10 protein-coding genes, 17 tRNA genes, 1 rRNA gene and 1 riboswitch are annotated in these 17,626 nt (G+C 39.1%); of the genes, 26 read left to right on the top strand and 2 right to left on the bottom strand.

From position 1 onward, the window contains the following. The first annotated feature begins 13 nt into the window (after positions 1–13). The 18 genes from rrf to J7W16_RS20790 all read left to right on the top strand — a co-directional run bounded on the left by rrf (position 14) and on the right by J7W16_RS20790 (position 1,902). Positions 14–129 (top strand): 5S ribosomal RNA (gene rrf / locus J7W16_RS20875). 10 nt (positions 130–139) lie between these two features. Then, positions 140–214, top strand: a tRNA-Asn gene (locus tag J7W16_RS20870). Between the two features lie 4 nt (positions 215–218). Then, positions 219–312, top strand: a tRNA-Ser gene (locus J7W16_RS20865). A 19-nt stretch (positions 313–331) separates the two neighbouring features. Continuing rightward, positions 332–406: transfer RNA gene (locus J7W16_RS20860), tRNA-Glu, on the top strand. A gap of 8 nt (positions 407–414) precedes the next feature. Further along, positions 415–490: transfer RNA gene (locus J7W16_RS20855), tRNA-Val, on the top strand. A gap of 162 nt (positions 491–652) precedes the next feature. Next, positions 653–726 (top strand) — tRNA-Met (locus J7W16_RS20850). A 9-nt stretch (positions 727–735) separates the two neighbouring features. After that, positions 736–812 (top strand) — tRNA-Asp (locus J7W16_RS20845). A 14-nt stretch (positions 813–826) separates the two neighbouring features. Continuing rightward, a tRNA-Phe gene (locus J7W16_RS20840) sits at positions 827–902 on the top strand. 3 nt (positions 903–905) lie between these two features. After that, positions 906–978, top strand: a tRNA-Thr gene (locus J7W16_RS20835). An 83-nt stretch (positions 979–1,061) separates the two neighbouring features. After that, positions 1,062–1,146, top strand: a tRNA-Tyr gene (locus tag J7W16_RS20830). Between the two features lie 9 nt (positions 1,147–1,155). After that, a tRNA-Trp gene (locus tag J7W16_RS20825) sits at positions 1,156–1,229 on the top strand. A gap of 30 nt (positions 1,230–1,259) precedes the next feature. Next, a tRNA-His gene (locus J7W16_RS20820) sits at positions 1,260–1,335 on the top strand. Between the two features lie 18 nt (positions 1,336–1,353). Next, a tRNA-Gln gene (locus J7W16_RS20815) sits at positions 1,354–1,428 on the top strand. Positions 1,429–1,430: 2 nt separating this feature from the next. Continuing rightward, positions 1,431–1,505 (top strand) — tRNA-Gly (locus J7W16_RS20810). A 17-nt stretch (positions 1,506–1,522) separates the two neighbouring features. Further along, a tRNA-Cys gene (locus J7W16_RS20805) sits at positions 1,523–1,597 on the top strand. 16 nt (positions 1,598–1,613) lie between these two features. Further along, positions 1,614–1,699 (top strand) — tRNA-Leu (locus J7W16_RS20800). A 36-nt stretch (positions 1,700–1,735) separates the two neighbouring features. Then, positions 1,736–1,812: transfer RNA gene (locus tag J7W16_RS20795), tRNA-Arg, on the top strand. A 9-nt stretch (positions 1,813–1,821) separates the two neighbouring features. Further along, a tRNA-Leu gene (locus J7W16_RS20790) sits at positions 1,822–1,902 on the top strand. A 448-nt stretch (positions 1,903–2,350) separates the two neighbouring features. Here the strand turns inward: J7W16_RS20790 and J7W16_RS20785 are convergent. After that, positions 2,351–3,637: a homocysteine synthase gene (locus J7W16_RS20785; RefSeq protein ID WP_210599395.1), complete on the bottom strand. Its 1,287-nt coding sequence runs from the start codon at positions 3,635–3,637 to the stop codon at positions 2,351–2,353. 436 nt (positions 3,638–4,073) lie between these two features. On the opposite strand from J7W16_RS20785, the gene J7W16_RS20780 reads away from it, so the two are divergent. The 6 genes from J7W16_RS20780 (at position 4,074) to J7W16_RS20755 (ending at position 13,386) form a co-directional block, all read left to right on the top strand. Further along, a complete protein-coding gene (locus J7W16_RS20780; RefSeq protein WP_210599394.1) occupies positions 4,074–5,498 on the top strand; it encodes an MDR family MFS transporter in 1,425 nt (474 codons plus the stop codon). Between the two features lie 193 nt (positions 5,499–5,691). Further along, positions 5,692–6,696 carry a sugar-binding protein gene (locus J7W16_RS20775; RefSeq protein ID WP_210599393.1) on the top strand — a complete coding sequence of 335 codons (1,005 nt, stop codon included), beginning with the start codon at positions 5,692–5,694 and terminating at the stop codon, positions 6,694–6,696. Continuing rightward, on the top strand, positions 6,689–8,110 hold the full coding sequence (locus J7W16_RS20770) for a sensor histidine kinase (protein WP_210599392.1): 1,422 nt from the start codon (positions 6,689–6,691) through the stop codon (positions 8,108–8,110). Before J7W16_RS20775 ends, J7W16_RS20770 begins: the two co-directional genes overlap by 8 nt. Before the next feature lie 14 nt (positions 8,111–8,124). After that, positions 8,125–9,690, top strand: a complete 1,566-nt coding sequence (locus J7W16_RS20765) for a response regulator transcription factor (RefSeq protein WP_210599391.1) — start codon at positions 8,125–8,127, stop codon at positions 9,688–9,690. Positions 9,691–9,906: 216 nt separating this feature from the next. After that, entirely contained in the window at positions 9,907–11,337 is a 1,431-nt protein-coding gene (locus J7W16_RS20760; protein ID WP_210599390.1) for a sugar porter family MFS transporter, read from the top strand. A gap of 291 nt (positions 11,338–11,628) precedes the next feature. Further along, positions 11,629–11,708: riboswitch (cyclic di-GMP riboswitch) on the top strand. 166 nt (positions 11,709–11,874) lie between these two features. Further along, a complete protein-coding gene (locus J7W16_RS20755) occupies positions 11,875–13,386 on the top strand; it encodes a sensor domain-containing diguanylate cyclase (protein ID WP_210599389.1) in 1,512 nt (503 codons plus the stop codon). A gap of 208 nt (positions 13,387–13,594) precedes the next feature. Here the strand turns inward: J7W16_RS20755 and J7W16_RS22230 are convergent, their stop codons facing one another. Next, a complete protein-coding gene (locus J7W16_RS22230) occupies positions 13,595–13,720 on the bottom strand; it encodes a hypothetical protein (RefSeq protein ID WP_283246069.1) in 126 nt (41 codons plus the stop codon). 286 nt (positions 13,721–14,006) lie between these two features. On the opposite strand from J7W16_RS22230, the gene J7W16_RS20750 reads away from it, so the two are divergent. Together J7W16_RS20750 and ilvD are read left to right on the top strand one after the other, a co-directional pair. Continuing rightward, positions 14,007–15,686, top strand: coding sequence for an ABC transporter substrate-binding protein (locus J7W16_RS20750; protein WP_210599388.1), 1,680 nt, complete (start codon positions 14,007–14,009; stop codon positions 15,684–15,686). A gap of 133 nt (positions 15,687–15,819) precedes the next feature. Continuing rightward, positions 15,820–17,508: a dihydroxy-acid dehydratase gene (gene ilvD, locus J7W16_RS20745; RefSeq protein ID WP_210599387.1), complete on the top strand. Its 1,689-nt coding sequence runs from the start codon at positions 15,820–15,822 to the stop codon at positions 17,506–17,508. The last annotated feature ends 118 nt before the right edge of the window (positions 17,509–17,626 follow it).

Genomic DNA, 17,626 nt, shown 5'->3' with positions numbered 1-17,626 from the left:
TCTGACGTTCGAGTCTGGTGGCGATAGCGAAGAGGTCACACCCGTTCCCATGCCGAACACGGTCGTTAAGCTCTTCAGCGCCGATGGTAGTTGGGGGCTTCCCCCTGTGAGAGTAGGACGTTGCCGGACAAAAAAATATTCCACAGTAGCTCAGTGGTAGAGCTATCGGCTGTTAACCGATCGGTCGTAGGTTCGAGTCCTACCTGTGGAGCCAATATGGAGAGCTGTCCGAGCTGGCCGAAGGAGCACGATTGGAAATCGTGTAGGCGGTGTAAAACCGTCTCGAGGGTTCGAATCCCTCGCTCTCCGCCAGTACCCTTTCCTGAGGTATGGCCCGTTGGTCAAGCGGTTAAGACACCGCCCTTTCACGGCGGTATCACGGGTTCGATTCCCGTACGGGTCACCATTATATTTGGAGGATTAGCTCAGCTGGGAGAGCACCTGCCTTACAAGCAGGGGGTCGGCGGTTCGATCCCGTCATCCTCCACCATTTATAACTTAGTTGTCATTTTAAGAGAAAACGGGTAGAGCAACGAGCACTACTTCGTGAATCACCTACGAGTAACATCGACGCATGATTGCATCGCTGAATAAGCTTGTAGAGGAGATGTCCCTATCTTCGAGTAATCATCATCCGAATACTTTATAACGACGCGGGGTGGAGCAGTCTGGTAGCTCGTCGGGCTCATAACCCGAAGGTCGGTGGTTCAAATCCGCCCCCCGCAATACCAAAATGGTCCGGTAGTTCAGTTGGTTAGAATGCCTGCCTGTCACGCAGGAGGTCGCGGGTTCGAGTCCCGTCCGGACCGCCATTTTTAAAAATTTAGGCTTGGTAGCTCAGTCGGTAGAGCAATGGACTGAAAATCCATGTGTCGGCGGTTCGATTCCGTCCCAAGCCACCATTTGCCGACCTAGCTCAATTGGTAGAGCAACTGACTTGTAATCAGTAGGTTGGGGGTTCAAGTCCTCTGGTCGGCACTCTAATTACATTTACATTATAGAAATTTGCTTTAACATATTGACTAAGCAAAACATATTGTGTAATATAGTAATTATGTTTTGGAGGGGTAGCGAAGTGGCTAAACGCGGCGGACTGTAAATCCGCTCCTTCCGGGTTCGGCGGTTCGAATCCGTCCCCCTCCACCATTTATTCTTAGGGGCATAGTTTAAAGGTAGAACAGAGGTCTCCAAAACCTCCGGTGTGGGTTCAATTCCTACTGCCCCTGCCAATTTAAATCAATTTAATCTAATATTTTATGGCGATTGTGGCGAAGTGGTTAACGCACCGGATTGTGATTCCGGCATTCGTGGGTTCAATTCCCATCAGTCGCCCCATTTTTCTATAATAGGTATTGGGCTATCGCCAAGCGGTAAGGCAACGGATTTTGATTCCGTCATGCGTTGGTTCGAATCCAGCTAGCCCAGCCAATGCGGAAGTAGTTCAGTGGTAGAACACCACCTTGCCAAGGTGGGGGTCGCGAGTTCGAATCTCGTCTTCCGCTCCATTTTTATGTAAATTTTTGGCGGCATAGCCAAGTGGTAAGGCACGGGTCTGCAAAACCCTTATCCCCCGGTTCGAATCCGGGTGCCGCCTCCACAATATTTTCTGCCTTGCCGGGGTGGTGGAATTGGCAGACACACAGGACTTAAAATCCTGCGGTAGGTGACTATCGTGCCGGTTCAAGTCCGGCCCTCGGCACTTTATTAATTTTAATAGTTATTAGATAGATTTTATGCGCCCTTAGCTCAGCTGGATAGAGTGTTTGACTACGAATCAAAAGGTCGGGAGTTCGAATCTCTCAGGGCGCGCCATTTTTTTTTGCCTGAGTGGTGGAATGGCAGACACGCCGCACTCAAAATGCGGTGCCTTCGGGCGTGCCGGTTCAAGTCCGGCCTCAGGTATTAGTAAATACAGACTATAAATCAAGAATGTTGATAAAACAACGTTCTTGATTTTTTTGTTTTTGCAGAAGGGAAATGGATCTAACCTACAAAGGTTTACTATGGGGATATATTTCAGTTCATAGTTCAGATTACGAAAAATTAAATTGTAATTATTCAGCCAAAGTGAAGATATATGGATTCTGCTTTTTGATAGACTTAAAAGCTGTCCCTCACAAAAAATATATTTTATTTGTTCTCTTCAAAATAGAATACGGTCTTTAATGACCAGTTGCTCTGTTGAAATGGAAAAATAAGAGATTACGAGGGAATGAAATCCATATATCAGTGATTGAGATATTGCTATCGGTTCTGCGATTGGCAATAACTCTGCACAGCGTTATCCGATAATAAAAAGTACAAGAGATTAGATTATACTAAACTCTTGTACCCTTTTCTCATTCACAACTTATTCTTGACTTGCCTTAAGAGCTTGATCTAGATCCCATAATAGATCATCAATCGATTCTAAGCCTATTGATAAGCGGATCATATCTGGTGTTACTCCGGCTTTCTTCTGACTTTCCTCATCCAACTGTTGATGTGTCGTACTTGCAGGGTGGATGACAAGTGATTTGGCATCACCGACATTAGCTAAGTGAGAGAAGAGTTCTAATGAATTGATGAACGTTTTTCCTTCATTAACGCCACCTTTAATTCCGAATGTGAAAATGGCTCCTGCTCCTTTAGGTAGGTATGTTTGAGCTAAAGAATAGTAAGGACTGCTCTCTAACCCGGGATAGTTAACCCATGTCACAAGCTCGTGGGAGTTTAAATACTCTGCGACTGCTTTTGTATTTTCGACATGTCTTTCCATTCGTAAATGAAGTGTTTCTAATCCTTGTAAAAATAAGAAGGAGTTAAATGGAGAGAGACATGCACCTGTATCTCGTAGCAATGTAACTCGTGCTTTAACAATATAAGCAACTGGTCCAAGCGCTTCGCTATAGACTAATCCATGATAGCTAGGGTCTGGGTTTGTGAAGCTAGGGAATTTACCATTCGTCCAATCAAACTTACCAGAATCAACGATCACGCCACCAATCGACGTACCGTGGCCTCCAATGAACTTTGTTGCTGAATGGACGACAATATCTGCTCCATGTTCAATTGGTCGACATAAATATGGTGATGCGAAAGTGTTATCAACAATTAATGGAATACCATTTTCATGAGCAATTTTACTAATTGCTGCGATATCAGCTACGTTCATTCCTGGATTGCCAATCGTTTCAATAAAGATAGCCTTTGTTTTATCATTTATTAAGGCTATGCATTCCCCTGGCTGGTCTACATCAAAAAATTGCACGTCAATCCCCATTTTCGGCAGGGTATGTGCAAACAAGGCATAGGTTCCGCCATACAAACTACTTGCGGCAACAATTTCATCACCAGCTTGAGCAATATTCAAAATCGAGTATGTAATCGCTGCTTGTCCTGAAGAGGTTGCCAGTGCCGCGGCACCACCCTCTAACTGAGCGATTCTTTGTTCAAATGCATCTTGTGTTGGATTCATAATTCGTGAGTAAATATTTCCTGGCTCTTTTAAAGAAAACAAATCTGCTGCGTGGTCTGAATCATTAAAGACAAATGAGGAAGTTTGATAGATTGGAACGGCTCTTGAGTTTGTGGTTGGATCAGGTTGTTGCCCTCCGTGTAATGCAATTGTTTCAAAACCATACTGTCTCTCAGTCATATTCTTTCCCCTTTCAAACGCTTTCTTTTTTGAATTTTCAGTAAAAACGTAACACAAAGCAGGTGGATATACAATAATAAAATAGGTTATATAATCCTAAAGTTGAATTTATAGGTAATATCTGTATTGTTTTCAACGGTATGAGGTCAATAGTAAGGGATCTCTGCATTAGGTAGAAGAATAAAAAAGGCCTATCCTTTACATATTTCTCATTATGATGAATAAAATAAAATTCGTGTAGCGAAGTAAATCAGTGGAACATCTATCCATAAAGCTCTTGGTGTTTGATAAGTTCCAACACAGGGAGTATAATTGAATACTGTCGTAATTAAAAATAGCTATAGGACGTTTTTTTACTGTACAGTCTATTTTACTTTGATTAAGATGCTATGAAACTTTGACATTTTGTACATCACTTGATGATTAGGAGCTGGTTATGGAAAATACGAATGAGAATTATAGCAAAGTATTGATTGCCGCTTTATTGCTTATAGGTTCGTTTATTGCCGTTTTAAATCAAACATTAATGATTACAGCTATACCTCCGTTGATGATTGAAATGAATATTACAGCGAATACGGGACAATGGTTAACTACGGTGTTTATGCTTGTTATGGGAATTATGGTACCGATTTCTGCATTTCTCATTGAAAAATATACGACACGTCAGCTTTTCTTAAGTGCGATGGGTGTCTTTACGATCGGGACTGTTCTTGCAGCACTTTCCGTTGGTTTCCCTAGCCTACTTGCAGCGAGAATCATTCAATCGATTGGTGCAGGTGTGATGATACCGCTAATGCAGACAGTCTTTTTATTGATTTTCCCAGTGGAACGTCGCGGGGCTGCGATGGGATATATTGGTCTTGTTATTTCATTTGCACCAGCGATTGGTCCAGTGCTATCAGGGTGGGTGACCACGAATTATGAATGGCGCTATATGTTTTGGGGAATTACCCCACTTGCAATCATCATGCTAGTTGTCGCATTTTTCAAAATGAGGAATGTAACCGAACTCAAAAATCCGAAAGTCGATCCTATTTCAATTACGTTGTCGACATTAGGTTTTGGAGGGCTTCTTTACGGATTCACAAGTGCAGGTAATAATGGCTGGGGTGATCCTTTCACGCTTATTTTCTTAGTCTTTGGTGCAATAACGATCTACTTTTTCATTAGAAGACAGCTTGGGATGTCACATCCAATGCTTGAATTTCGTGTATTTAAAGCACGTATGTTCACACTATCAACGATTATTTGTAGTATCGGATTTCTGGGGTTGATTGGACTTGAGACGATTATTCCGTTATATATGCACAATATGCGTGGATTTACTGCTGTGGAAGCTGGGATTGTCTTACTTCCTGGGGCTTTTCTTACTGGGATAATGGCACCTATTACTGGGCGGATATTTGATCGGTATGGAGCCCGTTTCTTGGCGATTCCTGGATTGATTATCATGACAATTTCTACGTTTGCATTTATGTTCATCGATACAACGACGTCACTTGTTTATCTAAGCGTAATGTATGCGATTCGGATGTTTGGCTTCTCAATGGTCATGATGCCTGTTAACACAGCAGGATTAAATCAAATACCGAGAAAGTTAATTCCACACGGATCAGCTGTAACGAATACGATCCGCCAGATGTCAGCATCGATTGGTACTGGGTTACTCGTTACGGCAATGACAACTGCTGAAGGAGCAGCAAGCAATTCTTCTAAAATTATCAATCCAGATATATTTGGAGCAATTGTTGCATTCGGAATGATTGGGGTTCTAACCTTTGTTGCATTAATTCTTTCTTTTCAGGTCAAGCGGACGTCCGAACCATCAGACGAGGAATGGGATGCAGCTGCTAGTTAGCTTTGGTCGTTCGAGGAAGCTAGCCTTAATCACATATAAAAGGAAAACTCAGAAATGTTTGATCGACGTTTTTGAGTTTTCTTTTTTTAATATTTATTTTACATAAATGAGTCAGATTTGAGTTAGCTAGAAGCGTATTATACAATTAATTGTGATTATTTATAGATAACTAGAGAAGAGCTTAGGAGGCACTATGAATCGCACAACAATTGTTTCTATCCTATTCATCTCATTATTAATAACAGCATTAAGCTTCTCCTTCTATTTCTATCACGAAGTTCAGAGTTATGATCAAAAAATTGCTGAAGGGATTGCTTCAGAATCCTCAATTCCTAAGCACCATTTTGTTTTGATTGGTGAAGAAATGAATCATGATTACTGGCGTTTAGTAGGGGAAGGGGCCAAGCAGACTGAACAGGTGTATGATGTTTTTGTTGAGTATGTTGGTCCTGAGCGTTCAAATCCTGAGGAGCAGCTGAAGCTATTAGATATGGCTATTAAATCGAAGGTGGATGGAATTATTGTCCAGGCCCTCAATGACCCATTTACAGCAATGATTAATAAGGCGATAGAAGCCGACATTCCAGTTATAACGATTGATACAGATTCACCAACGAGCCTCCGTAATTCGTATATTGGCACAAATAATTACATGGCTGGACGTTTAGCAGGAGAAGCATTAATTGAAGATACGAATGGCGAGGCCGCCGTCGGAATAATTACAGGAAGCTTCACAAATGCCCATCACAAGCTTCGTGTGAAAGGTTTTAAGGATGCTGTAGAAAAGGCTGAAGGAATTTCCATTGTCGCTGTGGAAGAGTCGAATATCACTCGAGTCGAAGCAGAGGAAAAGGCCTATAGGCTGTTAACTGAGCATGATAATATCACTGCCTTTTTTGGAACAAGTTCGTATGACGGGATTGGGATTGCCGCAGCTGCTAATTTACTAAACAGGCAGGAAGATCTATATATAATGACGTTCGATGCTTTAGTTGAAAATATTCAACTACTAGAAGCGGGAGATATTGACGCAATCATTGAACAACAGCCATTCGAAATGGGCTATAAGAGTATTGAGTTGATCCAGGATATTATTAATGGAAAGCCTATTCAGGATAGTTACCATACCGATGCTTCTATTATCCGCACCTCCAATCTTGACAACTGGACAAGGGAAAGAGGTGGAAATCTTGATTAAGATTCGGACAAAATTATTAATTTATTTTGTTGCGATTCTTCTATTAATCATCATTGTATTTTTCATTCAAGAGAAAAGTAATCAGAATGTTATCGATCTATATGAGGAGAACAGTGAGTACTATTTTCTCTTGAATGAAATAACAAAAATGACGGATGAGACGTTTCAGTCGTTGCAAATCTTTGTACATGAACCATTGCCTGAGCATCTAACTTTTTATGAAAATAATAAGCAGCAGCTTCTAGCACTTCAGGAGGAAGTCCTCGTTAAAGAAAGAGCGGGAATTCCAAAGAAAAACTATTTAAATATGCTGAGTAGCTTCATCGAACATGCCGATCAAACAGTATCGGGTGTAAGTAATTTAGATATTCAACAGTATTCGATGCATTTAAATGAAGCAGAAAGAACCTCTAGTTATATTCATGAAAAAACGCTAGATTTGATTAATAATCAATTAACAACGTACAGCGAATTATCTCCGTTCATCGACGGAAAAATAAGCAATACGAAAAAACTAGGGACATCCGTGATAGTGTCGATCATCATTCTTAGCATTTCTTTTGCATTTTGGTTTTCAAATGGAATTACAAGTACAATTGGTCGCTTAACAAGGAAAGCACAGGAAATTTCTGCAGGAGTTTATTCAGGAGCTGATGTTGTTGTTTCGCAAAAGGATGAGCTATGGTTTTTGACAAAAACGTTTAATGAAATGAAACAGAATATTAACCAATCAGTAACTGAAATTGAAGAAAAGGCAAGGCTCTCGCAGCTTCTTAAGGAAATGGAGCTGAAGAGTTTACAAAATCAAATAAATCCACATTTTCTTTTTAATACTTTAAATACGATTTCAAAGACTTCGTATATTGAAGGTGCAGAGCGAACGGCTAATTTAATCTCTTCTGTCTCTTCTTTGCTTCGTTATAATATTGGAAATCTTGATCGAAGGACTGTACTTGAGGATGAAGTAAATATTGTAAGGGAGTATTTTTTTATTCAAAAAACACGGTTTCGTGACAGGGTGACATTTGAAGAGAAGATTGATTCAGAATGCTTATCAACTCCTCTTCCGTGCCTAACACTTCAGCCAATTATCGAAAATGCCTTTATGCATGGTATCGAAGACATGATTGAAGGAGCTATTATCACACTCAAGATCTATCAAACAGATGAAATGATTTGTATCGAAGTGAAGGATAACGGTGTAGGTATGGATCAGCAAACGATAGATAGGTTATTGGACTCCGGTCATGAACAGGAAGTATCGTTATCTAAAAAAAGCTCAGGTCACTCTACAGGGATTGGAATGAAAAATGTCAGTGCTCGTCTGAAGTTATTTGATAAAGAGAGTCAACTAGAGATAGAGTCTGAGCAAGGAAAAGGGACCACCGTTATTATTCGCTTAAAGAAACAGTAGAGAGGAGAAACAACTTGATCAAGGTCTTGCTTGTAGATGATGAACCGCTTGAAAGAGAAGGAATTATGTTAATGCTAGCAAATAACCGATCGAACTTTGAAATTATTGGAGAAGCAGGAAATGGAATTGAAGCAGTAGAGATCGCAATAAAAGAAAAACCAGATTTAATTTTTATGGATATTAAAATGCCCAAATTAGATGGACTCAAAGCGATTGAGCAAATTCTTGACAATCATCCCAGCGTCAAATGTATTATGGTATCTGCCTTCGATACGTTTGATTATGCACGGCAAGCGATGAAGTTTGGTATTAAGGAATACTTATTGAAGCCAAGTAAAGTTTCTGAAGTACTGGGTGCGTTCGATCGGATGACTGAGGAGATAGAAACGGAACGAAAGCAAGGGATTGAAATTCTAGAAATGAATCAACGCTCTGAGAGGTTCAGTGCTTTTATAGAAATGGAATTTATCGTTTCGCTACTATTAGATCATGTCCATGATTTTGATAATGAGTGGAATGAATGGCTCGACCTTGATCAGAAGCAAGGATTTGTTGTCGTTTTTTCCTTTGAATCTAGCAAATTGCAACCAGACCGAGAGGAAAAAGGTGAATGGTATAGGCTGCTCAAGCAGACTTTACATAAACAACATGATCCCTGCCTAGTCGGTCCTTTAACAGGATTTCAAGTTCCAGTATTTGTATTAATGAATCGTGGAGAGGACGCTACTCTTGAGATAAGACAGGATCTCACACGTTCAGTGATTGCTCAAACGCAACATTTGCTAGACAATTGCAAAGTATTGGCTGGAATTGGGACAGTTGTTTCCGATGTTACTCAATTTCCTCAGTCCTATGAAGAAGCAATCTATGCTCTTGAATTGGTACATAATCATCCAAGTGCATCCTATCTGGCCTACAGCAATCTTTTAGAACAAAGAAGGACTGAATTGATCCCTTTCGAAGTCGAAAAAGAGCTAGTCTATGCGATAAAAAAAGGCGATATTCAACAAGGCTTACACTTATTTGATTCGTATTTTCAGCTTATTGTTCAAGCCTCAGAAATGAAGGTAGAAATGATTAAGAAAGAAGTGGAGACTTTCTTTATCGTATTATCTCGGTCGATGAGGGAGTTTGGATTTAATGAAGATGTGCAGCTGAGCTTTGATCATTTAGAAACAACAATACAAATAAAAGAACGTGCAAAATCGCATGTGAGCACTATTGTTGAACGATTAGGCGGATGGCGTGCGAATGGTGTAGAGAGCTTACTTATTGAAGCAAAGGACTATATTGACAATCATTATGATAAAGGAATTACGCTGGAAGAAGTGGCTGACAAGATAGGTCTAAGCTCTTACTACCTCAGTAAGCTATTCAAAGATCGTTTTGAGCAGACATTCATTGATTATTTAACAAATACGAGGATTGAAAAGGCGAAGGATTTATTATTAGATGGAAAAACTCCCTTAAAAGAAATCGCAATGAATATCGGCTATAAAGATCCAAATTATTTTAGCCGAGTATTCAAAAAAGAAGTTGGATATAGTCCAAGTGAATATAGAAATAATTATCAACAATAAGCAACGCTCTTAGCGTTGTTTTTTTTTTATTGTAACAAGATAATCTAGATTTTAACAATAAAGTGAAGACGAAAGTGATTTTCGGTAAGCGTTATCATGATAAATTCAATGTAAACGTTTTAAAGAATAGCTAAGTAAATATGGAAGCGAAATCATCTGAAGGGATTACTATCATTGATGGTTTTGGACCAATTATAGTGAATGAGGAGGATCATTATGTTAGATAAACATTCTTCGTGGTACGTCATTTTAATTGCAGTTGCGGCAGGTGTTGCCGGGCTGATGTATGGTTTTGATACTGCTGTTATTTCAGGTGCAATAGGTTTTCTAGCGGAAAGATATGATTTATCACCTGCGATGCAGGGCTGGGTCATTTCTTGTGTAATGATTGGTGGAGTGCTTGGTGTTGCCATTTCTGGGTTCTTAAGTGATAAGTATGGTCGCAAAAATATTATGTTTTTATCAGCGATACTATTTATCATTTCAGCACTAGGGTCAGCCTTTGCAACAGATGTGACGATGCTAGTCATTGCTAGGATTATCGGTGGATTCGGTATTGGCTTTGCTTCTGCATTATCCGTTACTTATATTAGTGAGTGTGCACCTCCTAAGATACGAGGTCGACTTGGATCACTTTATCAATTATTTACGATCTTCGGTATTTGTGCGACCTTCTATATCAATTATGCTGTGGCAAACAGTGGAACTTATGCATGGGGACTAGAAGAAGGTTGGCGTTGGATGCTAGGATACGGTGTTTTTCCGGGGTTAATCTTTTTCATTCTATTATTCTTTATTCCTGAAAGTCCGCGATTCTTAATGCAAAAAGGAAGAGAAGCCGAAGCTTTGCAAACTCTTAAACGAATAAATGGAGAGACAGTTGCGAAACAAGAAGCAAAAGAAATAAAGTTGTCGATTGAAACAGAAAAAAATACATCTGTTAAACAGCTACTAAAACCAGGATTGCGGATGGCGATGGGGGTTGGGATCTTCCTTGCCTTATTTAACCAAGTAATCGGGATGAATGCAGTCACATACTATGGTCCAGATATTTTCCGTAGCGTTGGTTTTGAAAATAATACAGAGTTCTTGGCAACAAGTATTATCGGTAGCGTGCAGGTTGTATTTACAATCGTAGCTCTTCTATTAATTGATAGACTCGGACGAAAGAAACTAATGGCAATTGGGTCAAGTTTAATGGCTATTTTCATGGTACTGATTGGAAGTGTATTCTACTTTGAACCTGCTAGTAGTGGTCCGTTACTTGTGATATTTGTAGCTGGTTTTACTGCAGCCTTCTGTGTGTCAATGGGACCAATACCTTGGATTATGATCCCAGAAATCTTTCCAAACCATCTTCGTGCGAAGGCGGTTGGTATTGCAACGATGTTCCTGTGGGGAGCGAACTGGGCAATCGGGCAGTTTACACCCATTTTAATTAACAATATGGGTGGAGCATTCACCTTCTGGATGTTCGCTGTTATCAACGCAATTTGTTTCCTATTTGTTATGACAATTGTACCGGAAACAAAGAACAAGACACTTGAAGAGATTGGCCGGATTTGGACACCGAAAAAGAATAATACTAGCGAGTTTAATAAAGAATTTTTCACTGATCTTCCTTCACAGGAAACAGTCAGAAAGTAGTAAGAGAGTGTATTTATTAGCAAAGGATAGATTAATAATGTTTAGAAAAAGGTTAAACCTTTGATTTTCAGGGGTTTAACCTTTTTATTTGTTTTGGTTATAGTGAGTGTGAAGTGCTGTTTCATTTTCCTTTCTAGGATAAATGAAATAGTTCAATAGTGATAATTTTAGTATTAATTAGGTCTGATTATGTAGTATAATGATTGGTGAAGAAGTAGTTTTCTACAAGGTTTTAGGACAGAATAAGTTTGGTTTATAGTACATTGAATGGAATAGATGTAACGCCAATTAAATAGTTTTTGGCAAACTATGTGAAAGCATAGGACGCAAAGCCACGGGTCTAAACACAGTATGATAGCCGGGTTGCAAGATACAATAGAGAACTGCTGTGATAGCAGTTTTTTTATTTGCAAATTTTTATTTCATTGATGAAATGATGATCTCAAGTATTCAGTTCGAAATCATCTAAATCTTACTATTTAAAATAGATAAATTTATGACATTTTAGTATAACCACATGGTGAGTAGGTGATTTTATTGGAATTTTTAATTTACTGTATATTGTATCTAGTTCCAGCTTGTATTTTTATTTTTATGGCTGGTATGGTATATAGTCATAACCGTCATAGTGCTCGACATATTACTTGTAGTCTTCTGTATGTGTTCTCCTCAATGTGGTTTTCCGGAGTTTTTATTACTCTAGTAATGTACCCCAGATATTATGATGTGATAACGATTTATTGGGTGAACGGGGGGATTACACTTGCCTCTTTAATATCTCTTCATCTTTGGTTATTAAATGCAAATATGTATAAAAAGAAAAATGGGAAATGGTTTAAACTCCTCTTTGTTCCAGGCATTATTATGTTAGCGACTTCACCACTTGATTCATGGATGTTGAAGGGGGATCCTAATTCTCTTGAGCCAATATTTATCCCCGGGACTGGTTTATATTTGTTATGGTTAATTAACTTTACATATTTAGGGATCTCTTTGTTTCTAACTGTAATTGAAATGAAGAAGGGAAATAAGGCTGCTAATCTATGGTTTAAAGGTATCCTAGCCTTTTTTCTCTGGACAATCGTTATGCTAACAGGAGCTATACTATTGCAAAGCACTAAATTTTATTTCGTTTTTTATTTTATCCCACATGGGTCTCTGTTTTGGGCAATTGCAATCTTTCTAAGTATGTCAAGATTCGATTATTTAGCGTCGTATGAGAAACGTTACAACATCTTATTCCAACGATCCCCCTCAGGAATCCTCATTATGGATCAGGATGCGATTGTTCTTGAAGCCAGTCCGCAAATTTCTGAATACCTAGGTGTGGATAGAGAAGAGCTTGTTAAGACATCAGTACTGTCTTTTTTAGGTGGGGTAGATAAAGAAGCCTTTATCGCTCGCCATCGTGAGGCATTTAAAGAACAGACGAAGCTGGTAAACTATGAAATATCGTTTATAAATAAATTACTTGAGCCTAAAACGTTATTAATTGATTCTGATTTTATTTATGTTGAGGGCACAACCCTTCAGTTTGTTATGGTGAAAGACATTACCGAGGCTAAAAGCAAAGAAGCACGGGTTCAATATTTGGCATACCATGATATCTTAACTGGTTTGTCAAATCGAGCTGCTTTCGAAAAGCAAATTACTGAGCTTCTTGACAGAGAAGAGATGTTTAATCTTTTATTACTTGATTTAAACAAGCTTAAACAGATAAATGATCTGTATGGTCATCAAGCTGGGGATCATGCAATACAGCATATTGCAACAATCCTTAAAAAAGCTGTTGATGGTAACGGGGACCATCATGCGGCGAGGCTAGGTGGGGATGAATTTGTTCTGTTACTTGCTGTTAATGAAACCGAGAAAATTATTGAAAAGATTCAAAAGGAGATAAGTAGCCCGTTATTATTATCAAACTCTGAGGAAATCTTTCTGTCGGCAAGTATTGGTGTTAGTTGTTATCCAGTGGATGGTGTGACACTAAATCAATTATATAGCATAGCTGATAAGCGGATGTATGCAGAGAAGAATGGTGTTAGTTAGGATAGGGTAATATTGATTTTGAGGGACATCTTAGAATCAAAAAAGAGATCTTTCATAGCTCTTCTTCAATCCAGTATTAATTGTTGCGGGGTTCGTCCCAAAAGGTTTAATCTTTTGGGACGAACTCAATTTTTTTTCTAGGTAATATTTTTCTTGTATAATTTTTTGTTTAGCTATAACAAAGTAATGAAAAGAGTATACTTAGTGCCTATTCTTTTCGATCCGCTTCTTCTCCACCACTTTTGGAGATGGTAATTCGCTCACGTCCATTGCTAGGTTGGACAGCATCTTTGCTTTTGATCATGTTTCTTTTGGATTTTGAATGCTTACTCATTTGTAACACTTCCTTTATTTTTTTGTTGAAGCATTTTTATTTTTTGTGTTTGTGATGGAATTTATGTAAATAAGAAATCATTAATTGAGCTATTATCGGTTTTCGTTGTGTTTGGAGAATAATGATATAAAAATAAGAATTATAAAAATAAGCCTAAAAAAATTAGAAAATTAATTTTTTTAGGTTTAAACTATACTTTGTGGGGTGACTAAACAATGTTTTGAAAGCTAAGATGAAAGGGCTTACAAAAACAATGTGAGCAATTCAAATAAGGGGGAATTAGAGTATGGTGTTTAGAAAAAATTACTTATTATTTTGCCTAGTGTTTGCACTTATGGTAGCTCTCGCAGCGTGTTCAAGTGATGATTCAACGAGCAATAATGATTCAAACGAGGACACTGGAGAAGAAACTACAACAAGGGAACCATTCAAATTCACTTATTTTAATGGATCGACGACATTCCCTAACATTAACTCAGCTGATACAAAGCTTGGTGCAATGTGGGAAGAAGAATTAAACACGACAGTCGACTTGGAATACATCACAGGGGATCTTAACACAAGAATAGGTACAATGGTAGCAAGTGGTCAATATCCTGATGTTATTGAGCCAAATGAGGCTATTGATACACTTCTAGATGCTGAAGCTTTAATTCCACTAAATGACCTTATTGATGAACATGCACCAGATTTGAAAGCGCTTTACGAGCCATACTTAGATTCTATGAAAGCTGAAGATGGGAATATTTATTATATTCCTATGGGGGCAAATCAAGGCTTTATTCCTCCAGCTAACCAAGATCAAGGTGCTTTCTGGATACAGCGTGCCGTTCTAAAGGAATTCGATTACCCAGAGGTTAATACACTTGATGAATATTTCGAGCTAATTGAAAAATATGTTGAGAAATATCCGGAAGTGGACGGTGCTACGACAATTGGTTACACTGCTTTAACATATGATTGGAGATTCTTTGCTTTAACAAATGCACCTATGCATCTTGCAGGATATCCAAATGATGGTGAAGTTATTGTAGATATGGAAACACATGAAGCAACGGTATATGGTGATAAAGAAGAAACAAAGAGATATTTGAAGAAATTAAATGAAATTAATAGTAAAGGTTTGTTTGATAGAGAAGCATTTGTAGCTAACTATGATGAATACTTAGCGAAAATCTCTTCTGGTCGTCTTCTTGGTTTCTTTGATTATGGTTGGCAAACAGACGTAGCGAAACGTGTCCACAGAGACAATGGTGATTTTTATAAAGAGTACATGGCACTACCAATCGTGTTTGATGATTCAATTACTGATCAATATCTTGACCCACCGGCTTTCGTTACAAACCGCGGTGTAGGAATCACAACAAGTGCTGAAAACCCTGAAAGAATTATGGAATTCTTTAACCATATTGCTAAGGAAGAAACACAAAAGCAAATCATGTGGGGTATTGAAGGTGAAACATACGAAGTTGATGAAGAAGGTATGTTCTACCGTACACCTGAGCAAATTGAAATGACTGCAGATCAAAAATGGAGAGAAGAATTTGGCTTTACTTATTTTGAATGGTACTGGCCGCGTGGAGATGGTGTCTTCTCTGATGGCAACGCATGGGAGCCACGCCGTCAACCATCTGTTGTGCAAGAGACTTACAATGATGTTGATAAAGAGTTCCTAGAAGCATATGATTTAGAAGTGTTTACTGAAATTTTCGCAGATCCACAAGAACGTCCTTGGTACCCAACTTGGAGTGCGAATATTGAACAAGGATCTGACGCTGATGTTTTCCAAACGAAAAAAGGAGATATCCAACGTCAATACTTCCCGCAATTAGTATTAGCTGATCCTGCAGAATTCGATGCAATTTGGGATGAGTATGTTGCAGCATTCAACGAGCTTGATGTTGCTGGATTTGAAGAGTTTATAAATCAAGTCGTTCAAGATAGACTTGAGGCTGCAGGGAAATAAATCTTTACTTCAAAGCATCTTCTACTTAGTAGAGGGTGCTTTTTTATCTTATTCTATTGGTGAAAATTTGATTGACGGTAATATTTCTAGTAAGCTAGATATGAGGACTGTTTTTGTGAAAGGGGACGATGAAATGGGAGAAGAAAAAGATTTACGAATTCGTAGTATTGATATTAGTGAAGGTGAAAATAGAGCACCTAACCGAGCGATGCTTCGAGCAACTGGATTTACAGACGAAGATTTCAAGAAACCGATGATTGGGATTGCTAGTACGTGGAGTGAGGTAACACCGTGTAATATGCATATTGATCAGTTAGCGATTCAAGCGAAGGCGGGCGCTAGAGCAGGAGGTGGTTCTCCAATGATCTTTAATACAATTACAGTGTCTGACGGTATTTCAATGGGGCATGAGGGCATGCGTTATTCGTTACCGAGTCGCGAAGTAATTGCTGATTCGATTGAGACAGTTATGGGAGCCCAAAGGCTAGATGCACTTGTTGCAATTGGTGGCTGTGACAAAAATATGCCTGGTTGTATGATTGCGATCGGAAGACTGAATGTTCCGTCTATTTTTACATATGGGGGGACCATTTCGCCTGGTAAGTCAAAAGATGGGAAAGATCTTGATATTGTTTCAGTTTTTGAAGCAGTTGGGAAGCGTAGTGCCGGAAATATGGATGACGAAACATTTAAGGACATTGAATGCCATGCGTGTCCTGGTGCAGGTTCTTGTGGTGGGATGTATACAGCGAACACGATGGCTTCGGCAATTGAAGCAATGGGCATGAGCTTACCTGGAAGTGCGTCTAACCCTGGTGAATCATCGGACAAGCTAGTTGATTGTAATCAAGCGGGAGAGGCTGTTGTAGAATTACTTAGAAAAGGAATTTATCCTAAGGATATTATGACGAAGAAGGCCTTTGAAAATGCGATTACAGTTGTTATGGCCCTCGGTGGTTCAACGAATGCGTTCTTACATCTTCTAGCAATTGCTCATTCAGTTGATGTTGATCTAGATCTAGACGATTTTGATCGTATCCGTAAGAAGGTTCCTCATTTAGCTGATTTGAAGCCGAGTGGACGTTATGTTATGCAGAATCTACATGATGTTGGAGGCGTCTCAGCTGTTATGAAGCTTCTTTTAGAGGCTGGCTTATTACACGGTGATTGCTTGACGGTCACAGGAAAGACATTAGCAGAGAACTTAGCTGAGCTACCGGCTTTGGAGGAAGGACAGGATATTATCCGATCAATGGATAATCCAATTAGAGAATCAGGACCTCTCTTCGTGTTACGCGGAAACTTAGCCCCTGAAGGAGCAGTTGCTAAAATGTCAGGCTTAAAGGTTAAGAAAATGACTGGTCCTGCGAAAGTATTTAATTCTGAGCCTGAAGCTACTCAAGCGGTATTAAATAATGAGGTTGGTGCTGGAGATATTGTTGTCATTCGTTATGCTGGTCCAAAGGGCGGACCTGGTATGTCAGAAATGCTTTCTATTACAGCCATTATCGTCGGTAAAGGTCTAGGAGAAACGATAGGGTTGATCACGGATGGACGTTTCTCAGGAGGAACACATGGGTTAGTAGTTGGACATGTATCTCCAGAGGCTCAGGTAGGTGGACCAATCGCCTTGCTAGAAACAGGAGACATGATTACGATTGATAGTGAAACACAAACGTTGACTGTCGATTTAACGAACGAGGAACTTGAACGACGCTTAAAGGAATGGGTTGCTCCACCGCTCAAATATCAAAGAGGTATATTAAATAAATATGCAAAGTTAGTTTCATCTGCTTCTAAAGGGGCAGTTACAGATCTTTAATTAAACGTTTGATTAATAAAAAGAATGACTCATTTAATGGCATACTCCATTAAAATGGAGTCATTCTTTTTTTATCCACAAGCTATTTGTGGATAAAGTGGATAACCGAACAGGTTTT

Source organism: Halalkalibacter suaedae, assembly GCF_017939705.1.
GTDB classification, from domain to species: Bacteria; Bacillota; Bacilli; order Bacillales; family Bacillaceae_D; genus Halalkalibacter; species Halalkalibacter suaedae.
This window is presented reverse-complemented; position numbering and strand designations above follow the sequence as displayed.